Source organism: Citrobacter sp. BIDMC107 (genome assembly GCF_001037575.1).
Lineage (GTDB): Bacteria > Pseudomonadota > Gammaproteobacteria > Enterobacterales > Enterobacteriaceae > Citrobacter > Citrobacter freundii.
Genome location: NZ_KQ089849.1, coordinates 63,350 through 87,317, shown reverse-complemented (window position 1 = coordinate 87,317; position 23,968 = coordinate 63,350). Strand labels below are relative to the sequence as shown.

The window sequence follows — 23,968 nt, the reverse complement described above, 5'->3', positions numbered from 1 at the left end:
ATGTCAGGAAGTGTTCAGGTCATCAAAAGATGTGCAAATACCTCCGTTACTGCGGCTGATACTCCGCTGTTCCGGCTTTGCAGTCGACTTTTACCTGATAGTGAATATCCGCACTTTTACCGCGAACAGTCAGGGGAACTGACCATTTCCCGTCTTTGCCCGTAATATCGGGCGTGTTTACCCAGGCGACAGGATCGGCTTGCCCGACGCGCTTTTGATCGTCAGCCCAGCGCGCGATGCGATTTTGTTGATAATCACGTTTCACGCTCGCCGCAATACCGTTAGCGTCCAGTCCCTCACACTTGGGAAACTGGACGTTTTTGCTTTCCATATTTGCCGCAAATACAGATACGCTGGCAGACAGCAGCAGCAGGCTCAATAACGTTCTTTTTTTATACATTCTTTTCTCCTTAATCTCCCCTTCGTCATTCAGATTGCCTGTAGCAACGTGAAATAACGTCAGGGATTGCACAATGATTCAGGGAAAAGCATGGTACAAAACGTCAGGAGCGCAAGTCGTTTCAGGCAGCCTGAGTATCATCCCCAGCGTGCGCATCGTTTTCGACAGCCTGCGGCGAAGGCAGCTTGCCATTTTTCAGAATGGCGCTCAGCACATCTTTTTGCTCAGCCAGCCACAGGGAAAGCGCTTCGCGCTGCTCGTCTTCAAGCGCTACCGGCGATTGCTCCAGCCATGTGTCGAGCAGATCTGCTGTATCCAGCATTTTGTCATACGCATCGGCTTCCTTTTTGCTGGTAAACGACATTTTTTCCTCACCTTCCCGAATGACTACGTATTTAACTTCAACCGCCATTTTGCAGCCTCTTAAATTACCTGTATTTATGTACAGTATATTCTTTTTAAGCCCTGAAATCAACCTGGTAATAAAGACAGACGCAAACGTTTTCGTATATACTGCGCCCAGATAAAACAGGGGATTAATTTATGACGTTATTAGGCACAGCGCTGCGTCCAGCAGCAACGCGAGTGATGTTATTAGGTTCGGGAGAACTGGGTAAAGAAGTAGCAATTGAATGTCAACGCCTGGGTGTGGAAGTCATTGCCGTGGATCGTTACCCCGACGCGCCAGCCATGCACGTTGCCCATCGCTCATACGTTATCAACATGCTGGATGGCGAAGCATTACGCCAGCTCGTCGAGCGTGAAAAACCACATTATATCGTGCCGGAAATTGAGGCGATCGCCACGGATATGCTGGTAAAACTGGAGCAGGAAGGCCAGCGTGTTGTGCCATGTGCAAGAGCAACGCAACTGACCATGAACCGGGAAGGAATCCGTCGCCTCGCCGCCGAAGAATTGTCTCTACCGACCTCTTCTTACCGCTTTGCTGACAGTGAAGTCCGCTTTCGCGAAGCCGTCGCTGAAATCGGCTACCCCTGCATCGTGAAACCGGTAATGAGTTCATCCGGTAAAGGACAAAGCTTTATCCGTTCAGCCGATCAGCTCGCTGCAGCCTGGGACTATGCTCAACAGGGCGGTCGGGCTGGTGCCGGACGCGTTATCGTCGAAGGCGTAGTGAATTTTGATTTTGAAATCACCCTGCTAACCGTTAGCGCCGTTGATGGCGTGCATTTCTGCGCGCCGGTTGGACATCGACAGGAAGATGGCGATTATCGCGAGTCCTGGCAGCCGCAACAGATGAGTGAACTGGCGCTGGCGCGCGCGCAGGAGATTGCCCGCAAGGTGGTGCTGGCGCTGGGTGGTCACGGACTGTTTGGCGTGGAGCTGTTTGTCTGCGGTGATGAGGTGATTTTCAGCGAAGTCTCCCCTCGCCCTCACGACACGGGTATGGTGACCTTAATTTCGCAGGATCTGTCTGAGTTTGCCCTGCACGTACGTGCATTTCTCGGTCTGCCCGTTGGCGAAATCCGCCAGTATGGGCCTTCTGCTTCCGCTGTTATTCTGCCGCAACTTACCAGTCAGAATATCACGTTTGATAACGTGCAGGCCGCTGTAGGTGCGGGTATGCAAGTACGATTTTTTGGCAAACCGGAAATCGACGGGAGCCGTCGTCTGGGCGTTGTGCTGGCCACAGCACAGAGCATTGAAGATGCGGTGATACGCGCGAAAGACGCGGCCGCACAGGTGAAAGTTACTGGATAAAAAAACGGGCCGAATGGCCCGTTACAGATTCGCAGGCCCGGTAGTGATTACCGGGCATTTTGCGCAATTATTGCTTCGCGCCTTCAACAGCCTCACGAGCCAGTTTGGTAATGCGATCGTAATCACCCGCTTCCAGCGCATCCGCCGGAACCAGCCAGGAACCGCCGATGCACAGCACGCTTTTCAGTGCCAGGTAGTCGCGGTAATTCGCTGGAGAGATACCACCGGTTGGGCAGAAACGGACCTGTGAGAACGGACCTGCAATCGCCTGCAGCGCTTTAGTACCGCCATTTGCTTCAGCAGGGAAGAATTTGAACTCTTTCAAACCGTAGTCCATACCCAGCATCAGTTCAGATACGGTGCTGATACCAGGGATCAGCGGAATAGTGCCTTCAGTTGCGGCTTTCAGCAACGGCTCGGTCAGACCCGGACTGATAGCAAACTGTGCACCGGCTTCGGTAACTTCAGCCAGCTGTTGTGGATTCAGTACAGTACCTGCACCAACGATAGCGTCCGGAACTTCTTTTGCGATCGCGCGAATGGCATCCATCGCACATGCGGTACGTAGGGTCACTTCCAGAACGCGCACGCCGCCTGCAACCAGCGCTTTTGCCATCGGCACTGCGTGTTCCAGTTTATTAACCACGATAACCGGTACAACCGGGCCAGTGGTCAGGATTGCTTCTGCACTTGTCTTCCAGTTTTTCATCAGAGTTTTCTCTCGCCTGATTACAAAATAAGTCTTAAAAAGTGATACAGGTTGCGCCCTGTTCCGCACCGGACAGCTTTTCACGCAACGCGCTGAACATTTCACGGCCTGTGCCCACGCGCGATGCGCTGAGGTCAGGAATATGAGGCTGACGAGAAGCAAGTTCCTCTTCATCAACCAGCAGCGTCAATTCACCTGTCTGTCCATTCACACGAATGATGTCGCCATCGCGTACTTTTGCCAGCAGCCCGCCATCATAGGCTTCTGGGGTTACATGGATTGCTGAAGGCACTTTACCTGAAGCACCTGAAAGTCGTCCATCGGTAACTAACGCAATTTTGAAACAACGGTCCAATAATACACCAAGTGGCGGCATGAGTTTATGTAATTCTGGCATTCCGTTTGCTTTTGGTCCCTGATGGCGCACAACTACTACGCAATCACGGTCGAGCAGTCCCGCATCGAAGGCAGGCAATACATCATGCTGACTTTCGAAAACAACCGCGGGCGCTTCAATCACCTGATTTTCTACCGGTACCGCCGACGTTTTCATCACTGCGCGGCCGAGGTTTCCACTCAGCACTTTGGTGCCGCCGTGGTGGGAGAAAGGCTGGTCAAAGGTGGCTATCACGTTGCTGTCCAGCGACTTCGCCGCACCTTCACGCCAGTCCAGCTCACCCTCGTTGAGCCAGGGTTCCATGGTGTAGCGCGATAAACCAAACCCGGCAACGGTGTTCACATCTTCATGCAGCAGACCCGCGTTAAGCAGTTCGCGCATTAACACCGGCACGCCACCCGCCGCCTGGAAGTGGTTAATGTCTGCCGGACCATTCGGGTACAGACGCGCCATCAGCGGCACGATATCGGACAGATCGGAGAAGTCGTCCCAGTTAATCAGAATACCGGCCGCGCGCGCCATTGCGACCAGGTGCATTGTATGGTTAGTGGAGCCCCCGGTCGCCAGCAGCGCGACAATACCGTTGACCACTACTTTTTCATCGATCATTTTACCGATCGGCATCCATTCATTGCCGTTGCCGGTCAGACGCGTTACCTGACGAGCCGCAGCGGCGGTCAACGCTTCGCGCAGCGGCGCATCCGGGTGCACGAATGAGGAGCCTGGCAGTTGCATCCCCATAAACTCCACCACCATCTGGTTGGTGTTTGCCGTGCCATAGAACGTACAGGTACCCGGTGCGTGATAAGACGCAGCTTCGGATTCAAGCAGCGCCATACGATCGACTTTACCTTCAGCATACAACTGACGGATACGCACTTTTTCTTTGTTCGCCAGACCACTCGCCATCGGGCCGGAGGGAATAAAGATCGAAGGCAGATGACCAAATGACAGTGCCGCCATCACCAGACCCGGGACAATTTTGTCGCACACGCCAAGGAATAACGCGCCGTCGAACATATTATGTGAGAGGCCCACAGCAGCCGACATAGCAATCACTTCGCGACTCAACAGCGAAAGCTCCATCCCATCCTGTCCCTGGGTCACACCGTCGCACATCGCAGGAACACCGCCAGCAACCTGGCCTACCGCATTGGCTTCATGCAGCGCTTTACGAATGATGTCCGGGTAATGCTCGTACGGCTGATGTGCGGAAAGCATGTCGTTATAGGAGGTAATGATCGCGATATTGTTACGCAGCATGCTTTTCAGCGAAGCCTTGTCATCCGGCTGGCAGGCAGCAAAACCATGCGCCAGGTTACCGCACGCCAGTTGTGAACGATGAACGGTAGTCGATTTCGCTTGTTCAATACGGGCAAGGTAGGCGGAACGTGTGGCGCGAGAACGTTCGACGATACGTTGTGTTACGCGTAACAAATTCGGATTCATAGAGGCTCCTAAAATTTATCTGTCAGAGCGTTGGAAAAACAATGTGTTTCAGTTGGGTTAAAAACAGCTGAATCGCTTGTTAGCCGTAGCTCAGGGGCAAAATCGTTTCAGGCAGTGTAATAAAAAAAGCCCCGCGGGTGAATCCACGCGAGGCTTAAAAGTGCAAAAATTATTCTACAATCTGTGTTAGATCATGTTACCGGTAAAATAACACCTATGGGCTAGATGATATTTTACTCGAATTCGTTCCAGGAACGACCATCACGGGTAATCATGGCCACAGAGGCAACCGGTCCCCAAGTCCCGGCCTGATAAGGCTTCGGCGCGTCGTTGTCCATTGCCCAAGCTTCGGTAATAGAGTCGACCCACTTCCATGCTTCTTCAACTTCATCTCGACGCACAAACAGCGCCTGAATGCCGCGCATCGTTTCAAGCAGCAGACGCTCATAAGCGTCGGCCAGATGTGTTTGATTGAAGGTTTCGGAGTAGCTCAGATCAAGTTTGGTAATTTGCAGGTTATGCTTGTGATCCAGGCCCGGTACTTTATTCAGGACCTGGATATCGACACCCTCATCAGGCTGCAAACGGATGGTCAGCTTGTTCTGTGGCAGGTCCTGCCAGGATTCTCTGAACAGGTTCAGCTCAGGCGTTTTGAAGTAAACCACGACTTCAGAGCACTTGGTCGGTAAACGTTTACCGGTACGCAGGTAGAATGGAACACCCGCCCAGCGCCAGTTATCGATATCCACACGGATTGCCACAAACGTTTCCGTATTGCTGCTCTTGTTCGCACCTTCTTCTTCCAGGTATCCCGGAACTTTTTTGCCCTGGGCAAAACCGGCGGTGTACTGACCGCGAACCGTTTTTTCTCGCACGTTCGAACGATCGATGCGACGCAGTGATTTCAGTACCTTCACTTTTTCATCACGGATGCTGTCAGCGCTCAGATCGGACGGCGGAGACATCGCGATCATGCATAGGATTTGCAGCAGGTGGTTCTGGATCATGTCGCGCATCTGACCGGCCTGGTCAAAGTAGCCCCAGCGCCCTTCAATGCCCACTTCTTCCGCCACGGTAATTTCTACGTGATCGATAGTGCGGTTATCCCAGTTGTTCACAAACAGGGAGTTGGCAAAACGCAGTGCCAACAGGTTCAGTACCGTCTCTTTGCCGAGATAGTGGTCGATGCGGTAAACCTGGCACTCTTCGAAATACTCGCCTACCTGATCATTGATTTCGCGCGATGTTGCCAGTGACGTTCCTAACGGTTTTTCCATCACCACGCGGGCAGGCTTAGCATTCAGCTTTGCTTCACCCAAGCCTTTGCAGATTGCGCCAAAAGTGCTTGGTGGCATCGCGAAATAGTTAATAGTGGTACGTGATTTCTGATCCAGCATTTCACCCAGACGGCTAAATGCGGCGGTATCATTGACGTCCAGATTACAAAACTCCAGACGACCGCTGAGGGTCTCCCATAAACCTTCATCGATTTTTTCTTTCATGAAGGTTTCGAGCGCTTCGCGCACAACCTTGGTATAAGCTGCTTTGTCCCAGTCGGCACGCCCAACCCCAATGATACGGGTTTCCGGGTTAATCTGGCCGGCCTTTTCCAGTTGATACAGGGAAGGCAGCAATTTCCGTCGCGCCAGGTCGCCCTTCGCACCGAAAATGACCAGGTCACATGCCTGGGCTGTTTGCGTTACCGCCATGTCATTCTCCTCAATTAAGTGCCTGGTGCTTTTGCCAGACACTGGTTGTAATTTTATTACAGTGCACTGTACTGCTTTTACGTGAATCCGGAAACCGTAAACGCTTATCCAGCCGTGCTGTTACCGCGAACAGCCGCTTTATTGGCGTATAACCCATCAAAATGGATAAAAAAGTCGTATTTTTCGTACCCATGACGAAGTATGAAAATCCGACTCCGATCATGTAATGAAAAAAAACAACAACTATTCTGTCCATTTTGCCCCGTTGCTGCATTAGCAGGGGTAATATCTATACACTAAATTGTGTATCGGTTTCCCCGTATCGCTGAAATCGTTTTTGCCCATGACCCATGAGTCTACCTACATCATGAATATGCTGGAAAAAATCCAGTTAAAACTGGAACATTTGAGCAAGTCAGAGCGTAAAGTCGCCGACATTATTCTTGCCTCTCCCGAGCGGGCAATCCATTCAAGCATCGCCGCACTTGCTGTAGAAGCGAATGTCAGCGAGCCAACGGTGAACCGTTTTTGTCGCAGCATGGACACCCGCGGCTTTCCTGATTTTAAACTGCATCTGGCGCAAAGTCTGGCAAATGGCACCCCTTATGTTAATCGCAATGTGGATGAGGATGACAGCGTAGAATCTTACACGGGGAAAATCTTCGAGTCAGCGATGGCAAGCCTCGACCACGTTCGCCAGTCGCTGGATAACGCGGCGGTAAACCGGGCGGTAGATTTATTAACCCAGGCGAAGAAAATTGCCTTCTTTGGTTTAGGTTCTTCCGCCGCGGTAGCGCATGACGCGATGAATAAATTTTTCCGCTTTAACGTGCCGGTAATTTATTCCGACGATATTGTTCTGCAACGCATGAGTTGTATGAATTGTAGCGACGACGACGTCATTGTGCTTATTTCTCATACCGGAAGAACCAAAAGTCTGGTTGAACTGGCGCAGTTAGCGCGGGAAAACGATGCCATGGTTATCGCCCTCACCTCTCCCGGTACGCCACTGGCGCGGGAAGCCACGCTGGCAATTACCCTCGATGTACCGGAAGATACTGACATTTATATGCCCATGGTCTCTCGACTTGCTCAACTGACCGTGATAGATGTGCTGGCTACAGGATTTACTTTGCGCCGAGGGGCAAAATTTAGAGATAACTTGAAGCGTGTCAAGGAAGCGCTCAAGGAATCGCGTTTTGATAAAGAATTACTCATCAAGAGTGATGACCGCTAAAAGCAATAACAATGTTCTACCCTTTTATCATCCGGGTTGTTCATTTACCGTTAATGTTTGAGAACGGCCGGATCAATGTTCACGCAACACCAAGTTGTTTCAGTCAACGGAGTATTACATGTCCAGAAGGCTTCGCAGAACCAAAATCGTTACCACGTTAGGCCCGGCAACTGACCGCGATAACAACCTTGAGAAGATTATCGCCGCGGGTGCGAACGTCGTACGTATGAACTTTTCCCACGGCTCTCCAGAAGATCACAAACTGCGGGCGGATAAAGTCCGTGAAATTGCCGCAAAACTGGGACGTCATGTAGCTATTTTGGGTGACCTGCAGGGACCTAAAATCCGCGTATCCACTTTTAAAGAAGGTAAAGTATTCCTTAACGTTGGCGACAAGTTCCTGTTAGACGCCAACCTCGGCAAAGGCGAAGGCGACAAAGAAAAAGTCGGTATTGATTATAAAGGGCTGCCTGCTGACGTCGTGCCTGGCGATATCCTGCTGCTCGACGACGGTCGCGTACAGCTTAAGGTGCTGGAAGTTCAGGGCATGAAAGTCTTCACCGAAGTCACCGTCGGTGGCCCGCTATCCAATAACAAGGGCATCAACAAACTGGGCGGCGGTCTCTCTGCTGAAGCCCTGACTGAAAAAGACAAAGCCGACATCATTACCGCAGCACAAATCAGCGTTGACTATCTGGCTGTCTCCTTCCCGCGCTGCGGCGAAGATCTGAATTATGCCCGCCGTCTGGCGCGCGATGCCGGTTGCGATGCGAAAATTGTCGCCAAAGTAGAACGTGCAGAAGCCGTCTGCGACCAGAATGCGATGGATGACATCATCCTGGCTTCTGACGTAGTGATGGTAGCCCGTGGCGACCTGGGTGTTGAAATCGGTGACCCTGAGCTGGTAGGTATTCAGAAAGCGTTGATTCGTCGCGCGCGCCAGCTGAACCGTGCGGTCATCACCGCTACGCAGATGATGGAGTCGATGATTACCAACCCAATGCCGACTCGTGCGGAAGTGATGGATGTGGCTAACGCCGTCCTCGACGGCACCGATGCCGTGATGCTCTCTGCAGAAACAGCAGCAGGTCAGTACCCGGCGGAAACCGTCGCGGCAATGGCGCGCGTCTGTCTCGGCGCTGAAAAGATCCCGAGCATCAACGTCTCTAAACACCGCCTTGACGTGCAGTTTGATAACGTTGAAGAAGCGATTGCGATGTCAGCGATGTACGCTGCTAACCACCTGAAAGGGGTCACCGCTATCATCGCAATGACGGAGTCCGGTCGCACTGCGCTGATGACTTCTCGTATCAGTTCCGGCCTGCCGATTTTCGCGATGTCCCGTCATGAGCGTACGCTGAATCTGACCTCCCTGTACCGCGGTGTCACCCCGGTTCACTTCGACAGCGAAACTGACGGCGTCGTTGCCGCCAATGAAGCGGTGAACCTGCTGCGCGATAAAGGCTACCTGGTTTCTGGTGACCTGGTGATCGTGACCCAGGGCGATGTGATGAGCACCATTGGCTCAACCAACACCACGCGTATTCTGACCGTAGAATAAGTCGCTTAAATGTAAAAAAGCCTCTCGTTTTGAGAGGCTTTTTTTTATTTCTTCGGATAGAGATCTTTGCGCTTATAGGGCTCAATCTCGCCGGGTTTACGCGTCTTAAGCAGTTTCAGAATCCAGGTGTATTGTTCGACATGAGGCGTGACAAAAATCTCCACCTCTTCGTTCATCCGTCTGGCAATGGTGTGGTCATCCGCCGTCAGGATGTCATCCATCGGTGGACGAACATGGATCATCAGGCGGTGCGTTCTCCCATCGTATACGGGGAACAGCGGTACCACGCGCGCGTGGCAGACTTTCATCAGACGTCCAATCGCCGGTAACGTTGCTTTATAGGTAGCAAAAAAATCGACAAACTCGCTGTGTTCAGGCCCATGGTCCTGATCCGGCAGGTAGTATCCCCAATATCCCTGACGGACAGACTGAATAAACGGTTTGATGCCATCATTACGCGCATGCAAACGACCACCAAAGCGACGGCGTACCGTGTTCCAGACGTAATCGAATACCGGGTTCCCCTGATTGTGGAACATCGCAGCCATTTTCTGTCCCTGGGACGCCATCAGCATCGCCGGGATATCTACGCCCCAGCCATGTGGAACGAGAAAAATAACTTTTTCATCGTTGCGCCGCATCTCTTCGATGATTTCCAGGCCCTGCCAGTCAACCCGACTCTGAATTTTCTCCGGGCCACGTATTGCTAATTCAGCCATCATGACCATCGCCTGAGGCGCAGTTGCATACATATCATCAACAATGGCTTCACGCTCAGCTTCGCTACGTTCAGGAAAGCAGAGGGATAAATTGATCAATGCTCTGCGACGGGAGCTTTTTCCCAGTCTTCCGGCGAGCCGTCCGAGTTTTGCCAGAATAGGATCACGAAATGACGCAGGTGTTAACGCAATCCCAGCTATCGCCGCGACACCCAGCCAGGCGCCCCAGTAGCGTGGATGGCGAAATGATTTGTGAAACTCAGGGATATACTCAATATTCTTTTTTTTCGTTTCCATGCTCTTCCAGTGTCTGGTGCCGCGAAAAGTAAATCTGCTGATAGTGTAGCGGCGCACCGTGCGCCGTACAAAATAAAAAAGCCGGCACGCATAGCGTACCGGCTTTATCAGTGTACTAATTAATCAAAACGTAGCTGAGGCATAACCTCTTTCACCTGCGCCAGGTAATCGGTGCGATCCGAGCCGGTCAGACCCTCTGTACGCGGCAGTTTCGCCGTCAAAGGGTTCACGGCCTGCTGGTTAACCCATACTTCATAGTGCAGATGCGGCCCCGTTGAACGCCCGGTGTTACCTGACAGCGCGATACGATCGCCACGTTTCACTTTTTGACCTGGTTTCACCAACAGCTTACGCAGGTGCATATAGCGCGTGGTGTAGGTGCGACCATGACGAACCGCAACATAGTATCCGGCAGCGCCGCTACGCTTCGCTACAACCACTTCACCATCGCCCACCGACAGTACCGGCGTCCCCTGCGGCATCGCAAAGTCGACACCTTTGTGCGGCGCTACGCGTCCAGTCACCGGATTCAGGCGACGCGGGTTAAAGTTCGAGGAAATACGGAACTGTTTCGCCGTCGGGAAACGCATGAAGCCTTTCGCCAGCCCAGTACCGTTACGGTCATAGAACTTACCGTCTGCAGCACGGATGGCATAATAGTCTTTGCCTTCAGAACGTAAACGCACGCCCAGCAGTTGGCTTTGCTCGTGCTTGCCGTCCAGCATTTCGCGTGACATCAGCACCGAGAACTCATCGCCTTTTTTCAGTTTGCGGAAATCCATCTGCCACTGCATGGCCTTAATCACTGCGCTGATTTCAGAGCTGGTCAGCCCGGCATCTTTGGCGCTGGCGACGAAGCTTCCGCCCACCGTGCCTTTGATACGACTGTTAACCCAATCGCCCTGCTGCATTTCGCTGCTCATTTTGAAACCCGTCGCAGTGCGATCGTAAGTACGGGTTTCACGGCGGGATACTTCCCAGGTCAGACGCTGCAGGTCACCTTCCGCGCTTAAGGTCCATGAAAGCTGCTGACCAATTTTCAGATTACGCAGCTCTTTATCGGAAGCAGCGAGTTGACTGATATCGCCCATATCGATGCCGTACTGATTCAGAATACTGCTCAGCGTATCGCCTGTGGAGACGACATACTCATGCACACCGGCTTCACCAGACGTTTTGTCATCCAGTTCATCCTGTGGAATGGCTTCGTCTTCTTGTGCAGCCTGATCAATAGGTTCGCTTGCCTCAGGCAACAGTGAACGAATCTCGCTTTTTTCCAGCTCGATAGTTTTAACGATGGGTGCAGAATCGGGATGGTAAACATAAGGCCGCCAGACGGCGACGGCCAATGTCAGTACGGTAAGCGACCCCAGCATAACGCGATGGGGTCGCGGCAGATTATTAAATGCCAGAGCGACAGAGCGGGCTATCTGTTGCACGTATTCACTTCCTCATTAATCTCCTTTCAGGCAGCTCGCATACTGGTTGGCTAATTGGTTCAAAAACGCTGAATAGCTTGTTTTACCCAGTTTGATATTCGTACCGAGCGGATCCAACGTTCCCATTCGAACGGATGTCCCTCTCGCGACGGCTTCAACGACCGCTGGCCTGAACTGTGGCTCAGCAAAAACGCAGGTTGCTTTTTGCTCAACCAACTGTGTTCTTATTTCATGTAAACGCTGCGCACCAGGTTGAATCTCAGGGTTCACGGTAAAGTGACCAAGCGGTGTTAGTCCGTAGTGTTTTTCGTAGTAGCCATAGGCGTCATGAAAAACGAAATAACCTTTTCCCTTGAGCGGTGCGAGCTCGTTACCTACCTGCTTATCGGTTGCGGCTAATTGTGCCTCAAAATCCTTCAGGTTGGCGTCAAGTTTGGCTCGACTTTGCGGCATAAGTTCCACTAATTTTTCATGGATTGCAACCGCTGAGGCCCGCGCTATCTCTGGGGAAAGCCAAAGATGCATGTTGTAATCGCCGTGATGGTGATGCTCGTCACTTTTTTCACTGCCAGCATCATTGTGTCCATGATCGTCATCGTCGTCGTCAGCACCTTTCATGAGTAACGGTTTCACGTCATTGAGCTGCGCAATCGTTACCTGTTTCGCGTTAGGAATATTCTTGACTGACTTTTCCATAAACGCTTCCATCTCAGGTCCAATCCAAACGACTAAGTCCGCGCCCTGTAAGCGTTTTACGTCTGATGGACGCAGTGAATAGTCATGTTCGGAAGCCCCGTCTGGCAGCAAAACCTCAGTGTCTGTTACCCCGTCCGCAATGGCCGAAGCAATAAATCCCAGCGGCTTGAGCGAGGCCACCACAGCAGCATTTGCTGCCTGTGTTGCACTACCCCAAAGAGCAGCGGATAATGCTGCGAAAAGAAGCGTATTTTTATGTAACATAATGCGACCAATCATCGTAATGAATGTAAGAAATGTGATATTATAACATTCTATAACTTCTGCAAGACTAAAATTGATATGACGACTTTGGTTTCACTGGAAAATGTCTCGGTCTCTTATGGTCAACGCCGCGTCCTGTCTGACGTATCGCTTGAACTTCGACCCGGTAAAATTTTAACGCTTCTCGGCCCGAATGGTGCCGGGAAGTCTACGCTGGTGCGCGTTGTATTAGGACTGGTAGCGGCTGATGAGGGAGTTATCAAGCGTAATGGCCAATTGCGGATTGGCTATGTACCGCAAAAACTGTACCTCGATACTACGCTTCCGCTGACGGTAAGTCGGTTTATGCGCTTACGTCCCGGCACCAAAAAAGAGGATATCCTTCCGGCACTGAAGCGCGTTCAGGCCGGACATCTGATGAATGCGCCGATGCAAAAGCTCTCTGGCGGGGAAACGCAACGCGTCCTGTTAGCCCGTGCTTTATTGAATAAACCTCAGCTACTGGTGCTCGATGAGCCGACCCAGGGCGTGGATGTCAATGGGCAGGTCGCACTGTACGACCTTATCGACCAGTTGCGACGTGAACTGGATTGCGCCGTACTGATGGTTTCCCATGACCTGCATTTGGTGATGGCCAAAACCGATGAAGTACTGTGCCTGAACCATCATATTTGCTGTTCCGGTGCACCGGAAGTGGTTTCCATGCACCCGGAATTCATCTCAATGTTCGGGCAACGCGGCGCCGAACAACTCGGAATTTACCGTCATAATCACAACCACCGCCACGATTTACAGGGTCGTATCGTCTTACGCCGGGGAAATGGTCACTCATGATTGAATTGTTATTACCCGGTTGGTTAGCCGGGATCATGCTGGCCTGTGCTGCTGGCCCACTCGGCTCGTTTGTGGTCTGGCGTCGAATGTCTTATTTCGGTGATACGCTGGCCCACGCTTCGCTGCTGGGAGTCGCCTTTGGCCTGCTGCTGGATGTAAACCCTTTCTATGCGGTTATCGCCGTCACTTTGTTGCTGGCTGGCGGTCTGGTATGGCTTGAAAAGCGCCCTCACCTTGCGATCGATACCTTACTGGGCATTATGGCGCATAGTGCATTGTCGCTGGGGCTGGTTGTCGTCAGCCTGATGTCCAACATCCGTGTGGATCTGATGGCTTACCTGTTTGGTGATTTGCTCGCCGTGACGCCTGAAGATCTTATCTCCATCGCCATCGGCGTGGTTATTGTTCTGGCGATTCTGTTCTGGCAGTGGCGTAACCTGCTATCGATGACCATCAGTCCGGATCTGGCATTTGTCGATGGCGTGAAGCTGCAACGCGTGAAGCTGCTGCTGATGCTGGTTACGGCGTTAACGATTGGCGTGGCGATGAAGTTTGTCGGGGCGTTGATTATCACCTCGCTGCTTATTATCCCTGCGGCGACCGCCCGTCGCTTTGCCCGTACGCCGGAACAGATGGCAGGAGTTGCCGTTGGTGTGGGAATGATAGCGGTTACAGGCGGGCTGACTTTCTCGGCCTTCTATGACACCCCGGCAGGTCCCTCCGTGGTGCTGTGTGCCGCGCTGCTGTTTATTTTCAGCATGATGAAAAAGCAAGCGAGCTAAGCATGCGTTGCCCGGTGGCGCTGCGCTTACCGGGCCTACAAAATCGCCCAGGCCTGGTGAGCGTAGCGACATCATGCATTAAGGCATTTGTGGCGGCGTAATGCCAAAATGGTTCCAGGCGCGCACGGTTGCCATACGTCCACGCGGCGTACGCTGCAGAAAACCTTGCTGAATCAGATATGGCTCAAGCACGTCCTCAATGGTTTCACGCTCTTCCCCGATCGCCGCTGCCAGGTTATCCAGTCCGACCGGTCCGCCAAAGAATTTGTCGATAACCGCCAGCAGCAGCTTACGGTCCATATAATCAAATCCTTCCGCATCCACATTGAGCATATCCAGCGCCTGAGCGGCGATATCTGCTGAAATCGTGCCGTCATGCTTCACTTCGGCGAAATCACGTACCCGGCGTAATAAGCGGTTGGCAATACGCGGCGTACCGCGGGCGCGGCGTGCCACTTCCAGCGCGCCTTCATCGCTCATTTCCAGGCCCATAAAACGCGCACTGCGTCCTACAATGTGCTGCAGGTCAGCCACCTGATAGAATTCCAGGCGCTGTACAATACCAAAACGATCACGTAACGGAGACGTTAACGACCCGGCGCGCGTCGTCGCCCCGATTAGCGTAAACGGCGGCAGATCGATCTTGATCGAACGTGCAGCCGGTCCTTCACCAATCATGATATCCAGCTGATAATCTTCCATCGCCGGATACAGCACCTCTTCCACCACCGGTGAAAGACGATGGATTTCATCGATAAACAGCACATCATGGGGTTCAAGGTTGGTAAGCATTGCCGCCAGGTCACCCGCTTTTTCCAGTACCGGACCGGACGTGGTGCGCAGATTAACGCCCATTTCATTGGCGACAATATTGGCAAGCGTGGTTTTACCAAGACCTGGAGGACCGAAAATCAGCAGGTGATCGAGAGCGTCACCACGCAGCTTCGCCGCCTGGATAAAAATCTCCATTTGCGAACGGACCTGAGGCTGGCCAATATACTCTTCCAGCAATTTAGGGCGGATCGCACGATCCACCAGGTCTTCAGGGGTCGTGCTGACAGCCGAAATCAGGCGATCTGCTTCAATCATCCTTTACCTCACAATGCCGCGCGAAGCGCTTCACGAATCAGGGTTTCACTGCTGGCATCAGGGCGGGCAATTTTGCTCACCATGCGGCTGGCTTCTTGTGGTTTATAGCCCAACGCTACCAGCGCAGCAACCGCTTCCTGCTCGGCGTCGTCCGTTGTCGGACTGGCCGGAGAGGTCAGAACCAGATCCGCCGCCGGGGTAAAGAGGTCACCATGCAGGCCTTTAAAGCGGTCTTTCATTTCAACAATCAAACGCTCTGCGGTTTTCTTACCAATGCCCGGTAATTTCACTAACGCGCCAAGCTCTTCGCGCTCAACGGCATTAACAAACTGCTGCGCAGACATTCCGGAGAGGATCGCCAGCGCCAGCTTCGGCCCCACGCCATTGGTTTTGATTAACTCTTTAAACAGCGTGCGCTCTTGCTTGTTGTTAAAGCCATACAGCAGTTGAGCGTCTTCACGCACCACAAAATGGGTGAAGATAATCGCTTCCTGCCCGGCTTCCGGCAACTCGTAGAAACAGGTCATCGGCATATGCACTTCATAGCCTACCCCACCCGTTTCCAGAAGGACCAACGGGGGTTGTTTTTCAATAATGATGCCTCTGAGTCTGCCTATCACGTGACGCTCCTGCGTTAAGGGCTAAAAGGTAATGCGCTATCATAAAAAAAGGCTGGATAGATATCCAGCCTCATTTGTCACTAACGTAATCGACCTCGCGCCAGATTCAGCCTCGACTCGCTCATTTGCATGGCATTCTGACTGACATGGCAGTGGGTAATAGCTATCGCCAGCGCATCCGCGGCGTCCGCTTGCGGATTCGCCGGGAGTTTTAGCAGCGTGCGCACCATATGCTGGACCTGGCTTTTTTCCGCACTACCGATCCCCACCACAGTCTGTTTTACCTGGCGGGCCGCGTATTCAAAGACCGGTAGATCCTGATTGGTCGCCGCAACGATTGCCACGCCGCGTGCCTGTCCAAGCTTTAGCGCCGAGTCAGCGTTCTTCGCCATAAAGACCTGCTCAATGGCAAAATAGTCCGGCTGGAACTGGGTGATGATTTCCGTCACGCCCGCGTAAATTAACTTCAGACGTGACGGGAGATCGTCGACTTTGGTGCGGATACAACCGCTGCCGAGGTAGGTCAGCTGTCTGCCGACCTGACGAATAACGCCATAACCGGTGATGCGCGACCCCGGGTCAATGCCGAGAATGATAGACATCACGCACCTCCTGTCAGGTTGCGGTACAGCCACCTCATTCTAAGGTAGCTGCAACCTCATCAGAGATCTCGCCGTTATGGTAAACTTCCTGCACGTCGTCGCAGTCTTCCAGCATATCGATCAGACGCAACAACTTCGGCGCTGTTTCTGCATCCATATCTGCTTTGGTGGATGGAATCATAGACACTTCAGCCGCGTCCGCTTTCAGACCTGCCGCTTCCAGCGCGTCACGCACTTTACCCATCTCTTCCCACGCGGTGTAAACGTCAATTGCGCCGTCGTCGAAGGTCACCACGTCTTCAGCACCTGCTTCCAGCGCCGCTTCCATGATGGCGTCTTCGTCGCCTTGTTCAAAGGAGATCACGCCTTTTTTGCTGAACAGGTAAGCCACGGAACCGTCGGTACCGAGGTTGCCGCCCGTTTTCGTGAACGCGTGACGCACTTCCGCAACAGTACGGTTACGGTTGTCAGACAGACATTCAATCATAACGGCTGTACCGCCAGGACCATAACCTTCATAGATGATGGTTTCCATGTTGGAATCTTCATCACCACCCACACCGCGCGCGATTGCACGGTTCAGGGTGTCACGGGTCATGTTGTTAGCCAGCGCTTTATCAACCGCTGCACGCAGACGCGGGTTAGCGTCCGGATCGCCGCCGCCGAGTTTTGCCGCCGTCACCAGCTCACGAATTATTTTGGTGAAAATTTTACCGCGTTTAGCATCCTGCGCTGCTTTACGGTGTCTGGTGTTGGCCCATTTACTATGACCTGCCATAAATAATATCTCCAAAAAGCGCGCCTTTTCAGGCGACGTTAATTACAAACTCTTCAATCGCCTGCCGGTTACTCCACGACTTGGTTAATTGGGCGGCTTCAACCGCATTAACCCAACGATAGGTCAGATGTTCGGTGAACACGATCTCTCGTTCTGAGGGAAGTGCCAGGCAAAACCAGGACTCAGTATTTCGTTCAATTCCCGGTGCATAGCGATGACGTAAATGGCTAAAAATCTCAAACTCCACCGTGCGCTGACAGTCAATTAAGGTCAGTTGCTCAGATGCAACATCAATGGCGACCTCTTCCTTTACTTCGCGCATAGCGGCTTGCGACGCGGTTTCACCCTCTTCAAGGCTGCCGGTGACCGACTGCCAGAAATCAGGATCGTCGCGTCGCTGTAACATCAGCACTCTCCCGGTGTCCTTTGCATAAATCACGACTAACACCGAGACAGGCTGTTTGTATCTCATATCAGTTATTCTCGGCCTTCTTAACAACCTGAATGCTCAGTTCCGCCAGAGCAGCTTCGTTGGCAAAGCTCGGCGCTTCAGTCATCAGACACGCTGCAGCAGTGGTTTTCGGGAAAGCAATAACGTCACGAATGTTGTCAGTACCGGTCAGCAGCATAGTCAGACGGTCCAGACCGAACGCCAGGCCCGCATGCGGTGGTGTACCATATTTTAGCGCATCCAGCAGGAAGCCGAATTTCTCACGCTGCTCTTGCTCGTTAATGCCCAGAATACCAAATACGGTCTGCTGCATGTCGCCGTTGTGAATACGCACGGAACCGCCGCCCACTTCGTAGCCGTTGATAACCATATCGTATGCGTTAGCAACCGCGTCTTCCGGCGCAGCTTTCAGCTCAGCGGCCGTCATATCTTTCGGCGCGGTGAACGGGTGGTGCATTGCGGTCAGTCCGCCTTCACCATCGTCTTCAAACATTGGGAAGTCGATAACCCACAGCGGCGCCCATTTGGCTTCGTCGGTAATGTTCAGGTCTTTACCCAGTTTCAGACGCAGCGCGCCCATCGCGTCGGCAACCACTTTCTTGTTGTCGGCACCGAAGAAAATCATGTCGCCGTCTTGCGCACCGGTACGCGCCAGAATCGCTTCCACGATTTCTGCGTTCAGGAACTTAGCAACCGGGCTGGTGATACCTTCCAGACCTTTCGCACGCTCGTTGACTTTGATGTAAGCCAGACCTTTCGCGCCGTAAATCTTAATAAAGTTACCGTAATCGTCAATTTGCTTACGGCTCAGTGCGGCACCGCCCGGTACACGCAGAGCAGCTACGCGGCCTTTCGCATCGTTTGCCGGACCAGAGAACACTGCGAACTCAACGTCTTTCACCAGATCGGCAACGTCAACCAGCTCCATCGGGTTACGCAGGTCTGGTTTATCAGAACCGTAACGACGCTCAGCTTCGGCAAAGGTCATGATCGGGAAATCACCCAGATCCACCCCTTTAACTTCCAGCCACAGATTACGCACCAGCGCTTCCATCACTTCACGCACCTGCGGTGCGGTCATGAAGGAAGTCTCAACGTCGATCTGGGTAAATTCAGGCTGACGGTCAGCACGTAAGTCTTCATCACGGAAGCATTTTACGATCTGATAGTAGCGGTCAAAGCCAGACATCATCAGCAGTTGTTTAAACAACTGAGGTGATTGCGGCAGCGCGTAGAATTTACCTTTATGTACGCGAGAAGGTACCAGGTAATCGCGCGCGCCTTCCGGCGTCGCTTTGGTCAGCATCGGTGTTTCGATGTCGAGGAAGCCGTGGTCGTCCATAAAACGACGCACCAGACTGGTAATTTTGGCACGCGTTTTCAGGCGCTGCGCCATTTCAGGGCGACGCAGATCTAAATAGCGATACTTCAGTCGCGCTTCTTCGGTGTTGACGTGGTTAGAGTCCAACGGCAGCGAGTCTGAACGGTTGATGATGGTCAGATCGGAGGCCAGCACTTCAATTTCGCCCGTCGCCATCTCGGCGTTGACGTTTTTCGCGTCACGCGCACGCACGGTGCCCGTAACCTGGATGCAGAACTCATTACGCAGTTCGGAGGCCAGCTTTAACGCGTCCGCACGGTCCGGATCGAAAAATACCTGCACGATACCTTCGCGGTCGCGCATATCGATAAAGATCAGGCTACCAAGATCACGACGACGGTTGACCCAACCACACAGAGTCACCTGCTGCCCCTCGTGGGACAGACGTAGCTGTCCGCAATATTCTGTACGCATGAGATATCCCTTAACTTTGCCGCAGGCGGATTGTCACCTGTCTCGCAGATGACGAAGTCGCAGCTTTAGCTGAATGTCACAACTGAATGAAAAAAGGCGGCTATTATACTGGAAATTCTGCCGCACGATAAGAGCCTATCCCAGTAGGCTATCTTATTTGCCATTTTACCCTTGGGCAGTGCTCACAATCCTCACGTACTTCATGTACGCTGCGGTTGTTCCGCGCTGTCCGCGGACAAACTGGCGGCAACAATTACGCTTACTGGGATAGACTCTTAGTCCGGTACTGACTGTACGCCTGTTTCCTGGACGGGCATTGCGTAATCTCACAAAAAATAACAAAAATTGTCGCCCCTTTCACACTGATTCGCGCTTAAGGTGTAACGGAATTCTATTTTTTACTGGAGTGAACATGCTGGAACTGAACGCAAAAACAACTGCCCTTGTCGTGATTGACTTACAGGAAGGGATCCTGCCTTTCGCTGGCGGACCTCATACGGCACACGCTGTGGTTGCCCGCGCCGCGCAGTTGGCGGAAAAATTCCGTACCCACGGTTCCCCGGTGGTAATGGTGCGCGTCGGGTGGTCTGACGATTACGCCGAAGCGCTAAAACAACCAGTAGATGCTCAGACTCCAGCAAAAGCGTTGCCCGAAAACTGGTGGGATTACCCGGCTGCTCTGGGTAAATGCACCAGCGACCTCGAAGTAACCAAACGCCAGTGGGGCGCATTCTACGGCACCGATCTGGAATTGCAGCTGCGTCGCCGGGGTATCGATACCATCGTCCTGTGCGGCATCTCTACGAACATTGGCGTTGAGTCGACGGCGCGAAATGCGTGGGAGCTGGGTTTCAGTCTTATCATTGCAGAGGATGCCTGTAGTGCCGCCAGTGCTGAGCAACACCTGGGCAGCATGACTCACATTTTCCCCCGCATTGCGCGCGTTCGCAGCGTGGAAGAGATTTTGCAAGCGCTATGATCTATATCGGTTTACCCCAGTGGTCGCATCCAAAATGGGTGCGTTTGGGGATCACAAGTCTTGAAGAGTATGCCCGCCACTTTAACTGCGTGACGCGGTAATTTTTAAAATCACTAAAGAACGCCCAAGAGCATGTGTTTTCTTTAGGTTAATCAGTGCATTATAAGACGCCTCCATATGAAATTCGGTTAAGTTCATATGAGTTAAAATGTCCCAACCATGCCCCAAAACTGGCATTTATGCCCCATACATGCCCCAAAAACCTTCCTTAAAAAGCTACGTGCCCAACCGTTGACGCTGTATAAATAAACAGTATAAATTGCGTGCAAAATCATTGTTGCTTTGGAGGCGGTATGTTCGTTGAGTTGGTGTACGACAAACGGAATGTTGAAGGATTAACAGGTGCCAGAGAAATAATTCTGAATGAGTTAACAAAGCGAGTGCACCGGATCTTTCCGGATGCAGAAGTGAAGGTTAAGCCGATGCAGGCGAACGGCTTAAACAGCGATGCCAGCAAAAGCGATCGGGAGAAGCTGAACCGCATGCTGGAGGAAATGTTTGAAGAATCCGATATGTGGTTAGTTTCGGAGTAGTGCCAGCTTTTACCAAGTCCTTTTCATACCTTTCTGGATACGGGAAACCAAATTCCCGTATTGGATGAACCATTGCCGCCCTTTTTTAAAGCTGCTCTACCAGCGGATAAAAATTATGATCCTCGCGCTGCATTCGTTCATGCACCTTGCGCAACACTACATTCGCGTCGCGGCGAAATGCCTCGTCACAATTGATAAGCTTATTTGCCGTATTCCAGCGACGGGAAAACTTTTCATACTCGGCAACAATATCAGCCATCTCGCGCTGAAAATTTACGCTCATTGTTTTTAGCTTTTGATCGTTCACCTTTTCCAGATAAGGATATAAAAACTGATCTTCGGCAGAAAGGTGTACTTTAATCACAGAACTCATACTGATAACGGTTTGAGCGATTTCTTGCGCATGAGCCGTCACACCCGCCCGGCTAAGCTCCCTGAGGCGGCTAATTTTATGGATAATCTCGGCATGCTGGATCTTCATTTTATCAATATTCACTGGGGAATCCCTTAATGAGCTTTGCAATTTATAACATATATGTTAAATGCATCTTTAAAAATAAGCAATCTGAGTTGTTTTTATTAAATTTTATAAATTTACGTTATGTAAATACATAATAAACAAAATTTGAATGCAAATATAAAGAGATCTATTGCCAATCTTCGGAATTTTTCTATCGTACATATGTCTCAAAACTGCGCCAATGCCGCCTCAAGAGATATCGCAGCATCAGTGCTGTTGATAAAGTGCGTCACCCGCCTCATAACCTCAGCCTCTTCAGCTGCATCACCTTCGATCGCTTCGCCGTCATCCGTGATTAACGCTTTCCCCCTAAGCTTCGCAAACTGCGTCCGACCTCCGGACAGAATCAACAGCGCATCACCCTGCTGTGGGCGCGTGACCGGGACGATGATCGCATAACCCGCCGACGTCTCGAGGATGCGACTGTCGGGAGTCATGCAGACACTGGCTGGCGTAACCCGCTGCTCTATATAGTCGGTAGCTGGTGAAGGAAAGCCCATGTTTACGCCCTCTCTTGAATGCTGGATAAAAACACAGTATAAATACTGTATACCCATCCAGTAAAGGAGCAATGAGCAATGTTCGTGGAACTCGTTTATGACAAAAGGAATTTTGATGGGCTGCCCGGTGCAAAAGATATCATTCTGGGCGAATTGAGTAAGAGGGTTCACCGGATCTTCCCTGATGCTGATGTCCGGGTTAAACCGATGATGACATTGCCGGCGATCAACACTGACGCCAGCAAGCACGAGAAGGAACAGATAAGCCGAACTGTTCAGGAAATGTTTGAAGAGGCTGAGTTCTGGCTGGTTTCAGATTAAGTGACGGTCTGCCGCAGTCCGTTCTGCATACGACGTGACTGCGGCAATTCATATCACAAGAAAGGCATCACACCCTACTGCCCTGAAGTTCAGTAATTTGTTTCTGCAATGCCTGAATTGCTCCGGTCAGTTTTGCAAGCATTGCGACTTCGTTCAGACTATACGCCCCGACTGGGTTGAGTGGATCAAAGTCTTCTTTCAAACCATCTCCGGTAACACACTCGGGTGATACTTCAACAAGGTCGTTTGCAATAAACCCGAGCTTCTCATCAGATTCCGGAATAACCCCGCGCTCTTTATATTTGAATAATGCAGGTTTCCAGCGCAATACCTCATCAAGGCATTGGATGTAAAATGTTGGCGATTCATCTGACTGATAAATTATGTCTTTCTTCAGAAATTTATCTGATGTAGTGACAAGTGACACCTGACCGACGTTAGACGAATCAACCCATGCATTGAGTGAGCCGTTCCAGTGAAAATTCCAGACGTTTGATGTTGTCGCCCCACTTTGCCCCTGACGTGAACGATACCCCCCCGCCGCATCCATGACGCTGACTAAATAAATTCCATTCGAGCTCAGCTGCAAGCGATCAACGCCGGCAGTCCTCATAATCATCACATCTGATGACTGGTATATTGATGCGGCACCTCCATCAAAATTCATTATCCCGGTAAAACTCGGAAAATGTGAGTCTGCCTTTTTATTCAGATCTGTTTTATCAGCTTTGTCACCCACACTATTGATTAATTTTTTCGCTGATGGCCCTGTCATCTGGCTGTTGTCTGGAAGCGTGATGGTTACATCGCCGGTAGCGGTGAAGAACTGCTGCCAGTTCTGTTTATCGTAGTTCAGGCCTCGAAGCGCTTCTGTGCTCTGAGCCACCAGCGCCGCGGTGACCATATTCAGCGCCACACGAGGAACAGCAGACCAGGCCGCACCAGATTGTGTTGGCCCGGTGAAATCGCTGACCAGCGTCAACGCTGTACCGCTTTCCACGGACTTAATCGGGAGCGTATAGGGAACGCCTCCGACAGTGACAACAATAAAATCGCCTGCCGCCACCTCGGTGGTAAATGCGGTCCCGCTACCAGCGACCGCATCAGAGTTATGCGTCAGGGTTAAAGTTCCTGCTGACATGAATACCTCCAGAATTCAGATAATAAAAAACCCGCCGGAGCGGGTTATTTTTGGTGTTTCATTGAGGGCAATTCGAACTGGTGAAGTTATTTTTATTCACCCATCGCCAGTTAAAGGGATAACCGGCCCTGTACTCAGTCTGATTAGCAACTTTTCGCACACCGTAAATCTGCACTGACTGGGGCAGTCCACCAGCCACTATCTCAGCCTGACAAACCGGTTTCTGTTTCTCCAGAACAGGTCCTGAACATGCAGAAAGCACCAGACAGGCAATAACGGGAATAATTATATTTTTCATTTCGACACCAGAGTTAATTATTTAAACAAAAAAATAACCAATGGCGTTGAATAATAAAAATAGTTT

The 23,968-nt window shown here is 51.7% G+C and carries 26 protein-coding genes and 1 pseudogene; 9 read left to right on the top strand and 18 right to left on the bottom strand.

All coding sequences use genetic code 11. The annotated features are described in order from the left end of the window. Positions 1-46: 46 nt before the first annotated feature. Positions 47-400 carry a protein YebF gene (gene yebF / locus SK39_RS21300; RefSeq protein ID WP_003034909.1) on the bottom strand — a complete coding sequence of 118 codons (354 nt, stop codon included), beginning with the start codon at positions 398-400 and terminating at the stop codon, positions 47-49. A 121-nt stretch (positions 401-521) separates the two neighbouring features. Continuing rightward, a complete protein-coding gene (gene yebG, locus SK39_RS21295) occupies positions 522-812 on the bottom strand; it encodes a DNA damage-inducible protein YebG (protein ID WP_003034906.1) in 291 nt (96 codons plus the stop codon). A gap of 131 nt (positions 813-943) precedes the next feature. On the opposite strand from yebG, the gene purT reads away from it, so the two are divergent. Continuing rightward, positions 944-2,122: a formate-dependent phosphoribosylglycinamide formyltransferase gene (gene purT / locus SK39_RS21290; RefSeq protein WP_003034904.1), complete on the top strand. Its 1,179-nt coding sequence runs from the start codon at positions 944-946 to the stop codon at positions 2,120-2,122. A gap of 67 nt (positions 2,123-2,189) precedes the next feature. Here purT and kdgA read toward each other — a convergent pair whose 3' ends face one another. From kdgA to zwf, 3 genes are all read right to left on the bottom strand, one after another. Then, on the bottom strand, positions 2,190-2,831 hold the full coding sequence (gene kdgA / locus SK39_RS21285; protein WP_003034901.1) for a bifunctional 4-hydroxy-2-oxoglutarate aldolase/2-dehydro-3-deoxy-phosphogluconate aldolase: 642 nt from the start codon (positions 2,829-2,831) through the stop codon (positions 2,190-2,192). A gap of 34 nt (positions 2,832-2,865) precedes the next feature. After that, entirely contained in the window at positions 2,866-4,677 is a 1,812-nt protein-coding gene (gene edd, locus SK39_RS21280) for a phosphogluconate dehydratase (protein ID WP_048217475.1), read from the bottom strand. 233 nt (positions 4,678-4,910) lie between these two features. Then, complete coding sequence (zwf, locus tag SK39_RS21275) at positions 4,911-6,386, bottom strand: glucose-6-phosphate dehydrogenase (protein ID WP_003034896.1); 1,476 nt, start codon at positions 6,384-6,386, stop codon at positions 4,911-4,913. Between the two features lie 367 nt (positions 6,387-6,753). On the opposite strand from zwf, the gene SK39_RS21270 reads away from it, so the two are divergent. Both SK39_RS21270 and pyk read left to right on the top strand, forming a co-directional pair. Further along, entirely contained in the window at positions 6,754-7,623 is an 870-nt protein-coding gene (locus SK39_RS21270; RefSeq protein WP_003034893.1) for a MurR/RpiR family transcriptional regulator, read from the top strand. Between the two features lie 118 nt (positions 7,624-7,741). Continuing rightward, complete coding sequence (gene pyk, locus SK39_RS21265) at positions 7,742-9,184, top strand: pyruvate kinase (RefSeq protein WP_003034890.1); 1,443 nt, start codon at positions 7,742-7,744, stop codon at positions 9,182-9,184. A gap of 44 nt (positions 9,185-9,228) precedes the next feature. Here pyk and lpxM read toward each other — a convergent pair whose 3' ends face one another. The 3 genes from lpxM to znuA all read right to left on the bottom strand — a co-directional run bounded on the left by lpxM (position 9,229) and on the right by znuA (position 12,599). Further along, positions 9,229-10,200 carry a lauroyl-Kdo(2)-lipid IV(A) myristoyltransferase gene (lpxM, locus tag SK39_RS21260; RefSeq protein WP_048217474.1) on the bottom strand — a complete coding sequence of 324 codons (972 nt, stop codon included), beginning with the start codon at positions 10,198-10,200 and terminating at the stop codon, positions 9,229-9,231. A 119-nt stretch (positions 10,201-10,319) separates the two neighbouring features. Next, complete coding sequence (mepM, locus tag SK39_RS21255; RefSeq protein ID WP_075261971.1) at positions 10,320-11,639, bottom strand: murein DD-endopeptidase MepM; 1,320 nt, start codon at positions 11,637-11,639, stop codon at positions 10,320-10,322. A gap of 15 nt (positions 11,640-11,654) precedes the next feature. Further along, on the bottom strand, positions 11,655-12,599 hold the full coding sequence (gene znuA, locus SK39_RS21250) for a zinc ABC transporter substrate-binding protein ZnuA (RefSeq protein WP_003844151.1): 945 nt from the start codon (positions 12,597-12,599) through the stop codon (positions 11,655-11,657). Positions 12,600-12,677: 78 nt separating this feature from the next. Here znuA and znuC point away from each other — a divergent pair, with 78 nt between their 5' ends. Both znuC and znuB read left to right on the top strand, forming a co-directional pair. After that, positions 12,678-13,433 (top strand): zinc ABC transporter ATP-binding protein ZnuC, encoded by a 756-nt coding sequence (znuC, locus tag SK39_RS21245; RefSeq protein WP_003034877.1) that lies wholly within the window; start codon positions 12,678-12,680, stop codon positions 13,431-13,433. Then, complete coding sequence (gene znuB, locus SK39_RS21240; RefSeq protein WP_003034874.1) at positions 13,430-14,215, top strand: zinc ABC transporter permease subunit ZnuB; 786 nt, start codon at positions 13,430-13,432, stop codon at positions 14,213-14,215. Before znuC ends, znuB begins: the two co-directional genes overlap by 4 nt. 78 nt (positions 14,216-14,293) lie before the next feature. Here znuB and ruvB read toward each other — a convergent pair whose 3' ends face one another. From ruvB to aspS, 6 genes are all read right to left on the bottom strand, one after another. Next, positions 14,294-15,304, bottom strand: a complete 1,011-nt coding sequence (gene ruvB / locus SK39_RS21235) for a Holliday junction branch migration DNA helicase RuvB (RefSeq protein ID WP_003034872.1) — start codon at positions 15,302-15,304, stop codon at positions 14,294-14,296. A gap of 8 nt (positions 15,305-15,312) precedes the next feature. After that, positions 15,313-15,924: a Holliday junction branch migration protein RuvA gene (ruvA, locus tag SK39_RS21230; protein WP_003034869.1), complete on the bottom strand. Its 612-nt coding sequence runs from the start codon at positions 15,922-15,924 to the stop codon at positions 15,313-15,315. A gap of 80 nt (positions 15,925-16,004) precedes the next feature. Further along, positions 16,005-16,526, bottom strand: a complete 522-nt coding sequence (ruvC, locus tag SK39_RS21225) for a crossover junction endodeoxyribonuclease RuvC (RefSeq protein ID WP_003034867.1) — start codon at positions 16,524-16,526, stop codon at positions 16,005-16,007. Positions 16,527-16,560: 34 nt separating this feature from the next. After that, positions 16,561-17,304: a YebC/PmpR family DNA-binding transcriptional regulator gene (locus SK39_RS21220; RefSeq protein WP_003034865.1), complete on the bottom strand. Its 744-nt coding sequence runs from the start codon at positions 17,302-17,304 to the stop codon at positions 16,561-16,563. A 28-nt stretch (positions 17,305-17,332) separates the two neighbouring features. Then, positions 17,333-17,776, bottom strand: coding sequence for a dihydroneopterin triphosphate diphosphatase (gene nudB / locus SK39_RS21215; protein WP_003844155.1), 444 nt, complete (start codon positions 17,774-17,776; stop codon positions 17,333-17,335). A 1-nt stretch (position 17,777) separates the two neighbouring features. Continuing rightward, positions 17,778-19,550, bottom strand: a complete 1,773-nt coding sequence (gene aspS, locus SK39_RS21210; RefSeq protein WP_032935372.1) for an aspartate--tRNA ligase — start codon at positions 19,548-19,550, stop codon at positions 17,778-17,780. Between the two features lie 412 nt (positions 19,551-19,962). Between aspS and SK39_RS21205 the strand changes: the two genes are divergently transcribed. The 3 genes and pseudogenes from SK39_RS21205 to SK39_RS21200 all read left to right on the top strand — a co-directional run bounded on the left by SK39_RS21205 (position 19,963) and on the right by SK39_RS21200 (position 21,122). Next, on the top strand, positions 19,963-20,529 hold the full coding sequence (locus SK39_RS21205; protein WP_003841685.1) for a hydrolase: 567 nt from the start codon (positions 19,963-19,965) through the stop codon (positions 20,527-20,529). After that, positions 20,526-20,621 (top strand): annotated as a pseudogene (locus tag SK39_RS27625) (hypothetical protein); the annotation flags it as partial. The gene SK39_RS21205 and the pseudogene SK39_RS27625, both read left to right, overlap by 4 nt. 261 nt (positions 20,622-20,882) lie before the next feature. Beyond that, the gene (locus SK39_RS21200) at positions 20,883-21,122 is read left to right on the top strand and encodes a DinI family protein (RefSeq protein WP_000497460.1); all 240 of its coding nucleotides are present in this window, start codon (positions 20,883-20,885) and stop codon (positions 21,120-21,122) included. A gap of 85 nt (positions 21,123-21,207) precedes the next feature. On the opposite strand, the gene SK39_RS21195 is transcribed toward SK39_RS21200, so the two are convergent. Further along, entirely contained in the window at positions 21,208-21,618 is a 411-nt protein-coding gene (locus SK39_RS21195) for a hemerythrin domain-containing protein (RefSeq protein ID WP_048217473.1), read from the bottom strand. A gap of 191 nt (positions 21,619-21,809) precedes the next feature. After that, positions 21,810-22,142 (bottom strand): hypothetical protein, encoded by a 333-nt coding sequence (locus SK39_RS21190; protein ID WP_003841689.1) that lies wholly within the window; start codon positions 22,140-22,142, stop codon positions 21,810-21,812. Positions 22,143-22,220: 78 nt separating this feature from the next. Here SK39_RS21190 and SK39_RS21185 point away from each other — a divergent pair, with 78 nt between their 5' ends. Beyond that, positions 22,221-22,463 (top strand): DinI-like family protein, encoded by a 243-nt coding sequence (locus SK39_RS21185; RefSeq protein ID WP_016150467.1) that lies wholly within the window; start codon positions 22,221-22,223, stop codon positions 22,461-22,463. 67 nt (positions 22,464-22,530) lie between these two features. Here SK39_RS21185 and SK39_RS21180 read toward each other — a convergent pair whose 3' ends face one another. Together SK39_RS21180 and cor are read right to left on the bottom strand one after the other, a co-directional pair. After that, a complete protein-coding gene (locus SK39_RS21180) occupies positions 22,531-23,604 on the bottom strand; it encodes a tail fiber domain-containing protein (protein WP_048217472.1) in 1,074 nt (357 codons plus the stop codon). A 58-nt stretch (positions 23,605-23,662) separates the two neighbouring features. Next, a complete protein-coding gene (gene cor, locus SK39_RS27620) occupies positions 23,663-23,902 on the bottom strand; it encodes a phage exclusion lipoprotein Cor (RefSeq protein ID WP_071681336.1) in 240 nt (79 codons plus the stop codon). Positions 23,903-23,968 lie beyond the last annotated feature (66 nt).

What these genes read in the sequence shown, in the direction of transcription:
- purT (WP_003034904.1), top strand. Translation starts at nt 944, where the DNA reads ATGACGTTATTAGGCACAGCGCTGCGTCCAGCAGCAACGCGAGTGATG.
- kdgA (WP_003034901.1), bottom strand. Translation starts at nt 2,831, where the DNA reads ATGAAAAACTGGAAGACAAGTGCAGAAGCAATCCTGACCACTGGCCCG.
- ruvB (WP_003034872.1), bottom strand. Translation starts at nt 15,304, where the DNA reads ATGATTGAAGCAGATCGCCTGATTTCGGCTGTCAGCACGACCCCTGAA.
- yebF (WP_003034909.1), bottom strand. Translation starts at nt 400, where the DNA reads ATGTATAAAAAAAGAACGTTATTGAGCCTGCTGCTGCTGTCTGCCAGC.
- znuB (WP_003034874.1), top strand. Translation starts at nt 13,430, where the DNA reads ATGATTGAATTGTTATTACCCGGTTGGTTAGCCGGGATCATGCTGGCC.
- yebG (WP_003034906.1), bottom strand. Translation starts at nt 812, where the DNA reads ATGGCGGTTGAAGTTAAATACGTAGTCATTCGGGAAGGTGAGGAAAAA.
- zwf (WP_003034896.1), bottom strand. Translation starts at nt 6,386, where the DNA reads ATGGCGGTAACGCAAACAGCCCAGGCATGTGACCTGGTCATTTTCGGT.
- SK39_RS21270 (WP_003034893.1), top strand. Translation starts at nt 6,754, where the DNA reads ATGAATATGCTGGAAAAAATCCAGTTAAAACTGGAACATTTGAGCAAG.
- edd (WP_048217475.1), bottom strand. Translation starts at nt 4,677, where the DNA reads ATGAATCCGAATTTGTTACGCGTAACACAACGTATCGTCGAACGTTCT.
- SK39_RS21200 (WP_000497460.1), top strand. Translation starts at nt 20,883, where the DNA reads ATGTTCGTTGAGTTGGTGTACGACAAACGGAATGTTGAAGGATTAACA.
- SK39_RS21185 (WP_016150467.1), top strand. Translation starts at nt 22,221, where the DNA reads ATGTTCGTGGAACTCGTTTATGACAAAAGGAATTTTGATGGGCTGCCC.
- znuC (WP_003034877.1), top strand. Translation starts at nt 12,678, where the DNA reads ATGACGACTTTGGTTTCACTGGAAAATGTCTCGGTCTCTTATGGTCAA.
- pyk (WP_003034890.1), top strand. Translation starts at nt 7,742, where the DNA reads ATGTCCAGAAGGCTTCGCAGAACCAAAATCGTTACCACGTTAGGCCCG.
- cor (WP_071681336.1), bottom strand. Translation starts at nt 23,902, where the DNA reads ATGAAAAATATAATTATTCCCGTTATTGCCTGTCTGGTGCTTTCTGCA.
- SK39_RS21180 (WP_048217472.1), bottom strand. Translation starts at nt 23,604, where the DNA reads ATGTCAGCAGGAACTTTAACCCTGACGCATAACTCTGATGCGGTCGCT.
- ruvC (WP_003034867.1), bottom strand. Translation starts at nt 16,526, where the DNA reads ATGTCTATCATTCTCGGCATTGACCCGGGGTCGCGCATCACCGGTTAT.
- znuA (WP_003844151.1), bottom strand. Translation starts at nt 12,599, where the DNA reads ATGTTACATAAAAATACGCTTCTTTTCGCAGCATTATCCGCTGCTCTT.
- lpxM (WP_048217474.1), bottom strand. Translation starts at nt 10,200, where the DNA reads ATGGAAACGAAAAAAAAGAATATTGAGTATATCCCTGAGTTTCACAAA.
- nudB (WP_003844155.1), bottom strand. Translation starts at nt 17,776, where the DNA reads ATGAGATACAAACAGCCTGTCTCGGTGTTAGTCGTGATTTATGCAAAG.
- aspS (WP_032935372.1), bottom strand. Translation starts at nt 19,550, where the DNA reads ATGCGTACAGAATATTGCGGACAGCTACGTCTGTCCCACGAGGGGCAG.
- SK39_RS21190 (WP_003841689.1), bottom strand. Translation starts at nt 22,142, where the DNA reads ATGGGCTTTCCTTCACCAGCTACCGACTATATAGAGCAGCGGGTTACG.
- SK39_RS21205 (WP_003841685.1), top strand. Translation starts at nt 19,963, where the DNA reads ATGCTGGAACTGAACGCAAAAACAACTGCCCTTGTCGTGATTGACTTA.
- SK39_RS21220 (WP_003034865.1), bottom strand. Translation starts at nt 17,304, where the DNA reads ATGGCAGGTCATAGTAAATGGGCCAACACCAGACACCGTAAAGCAGCG.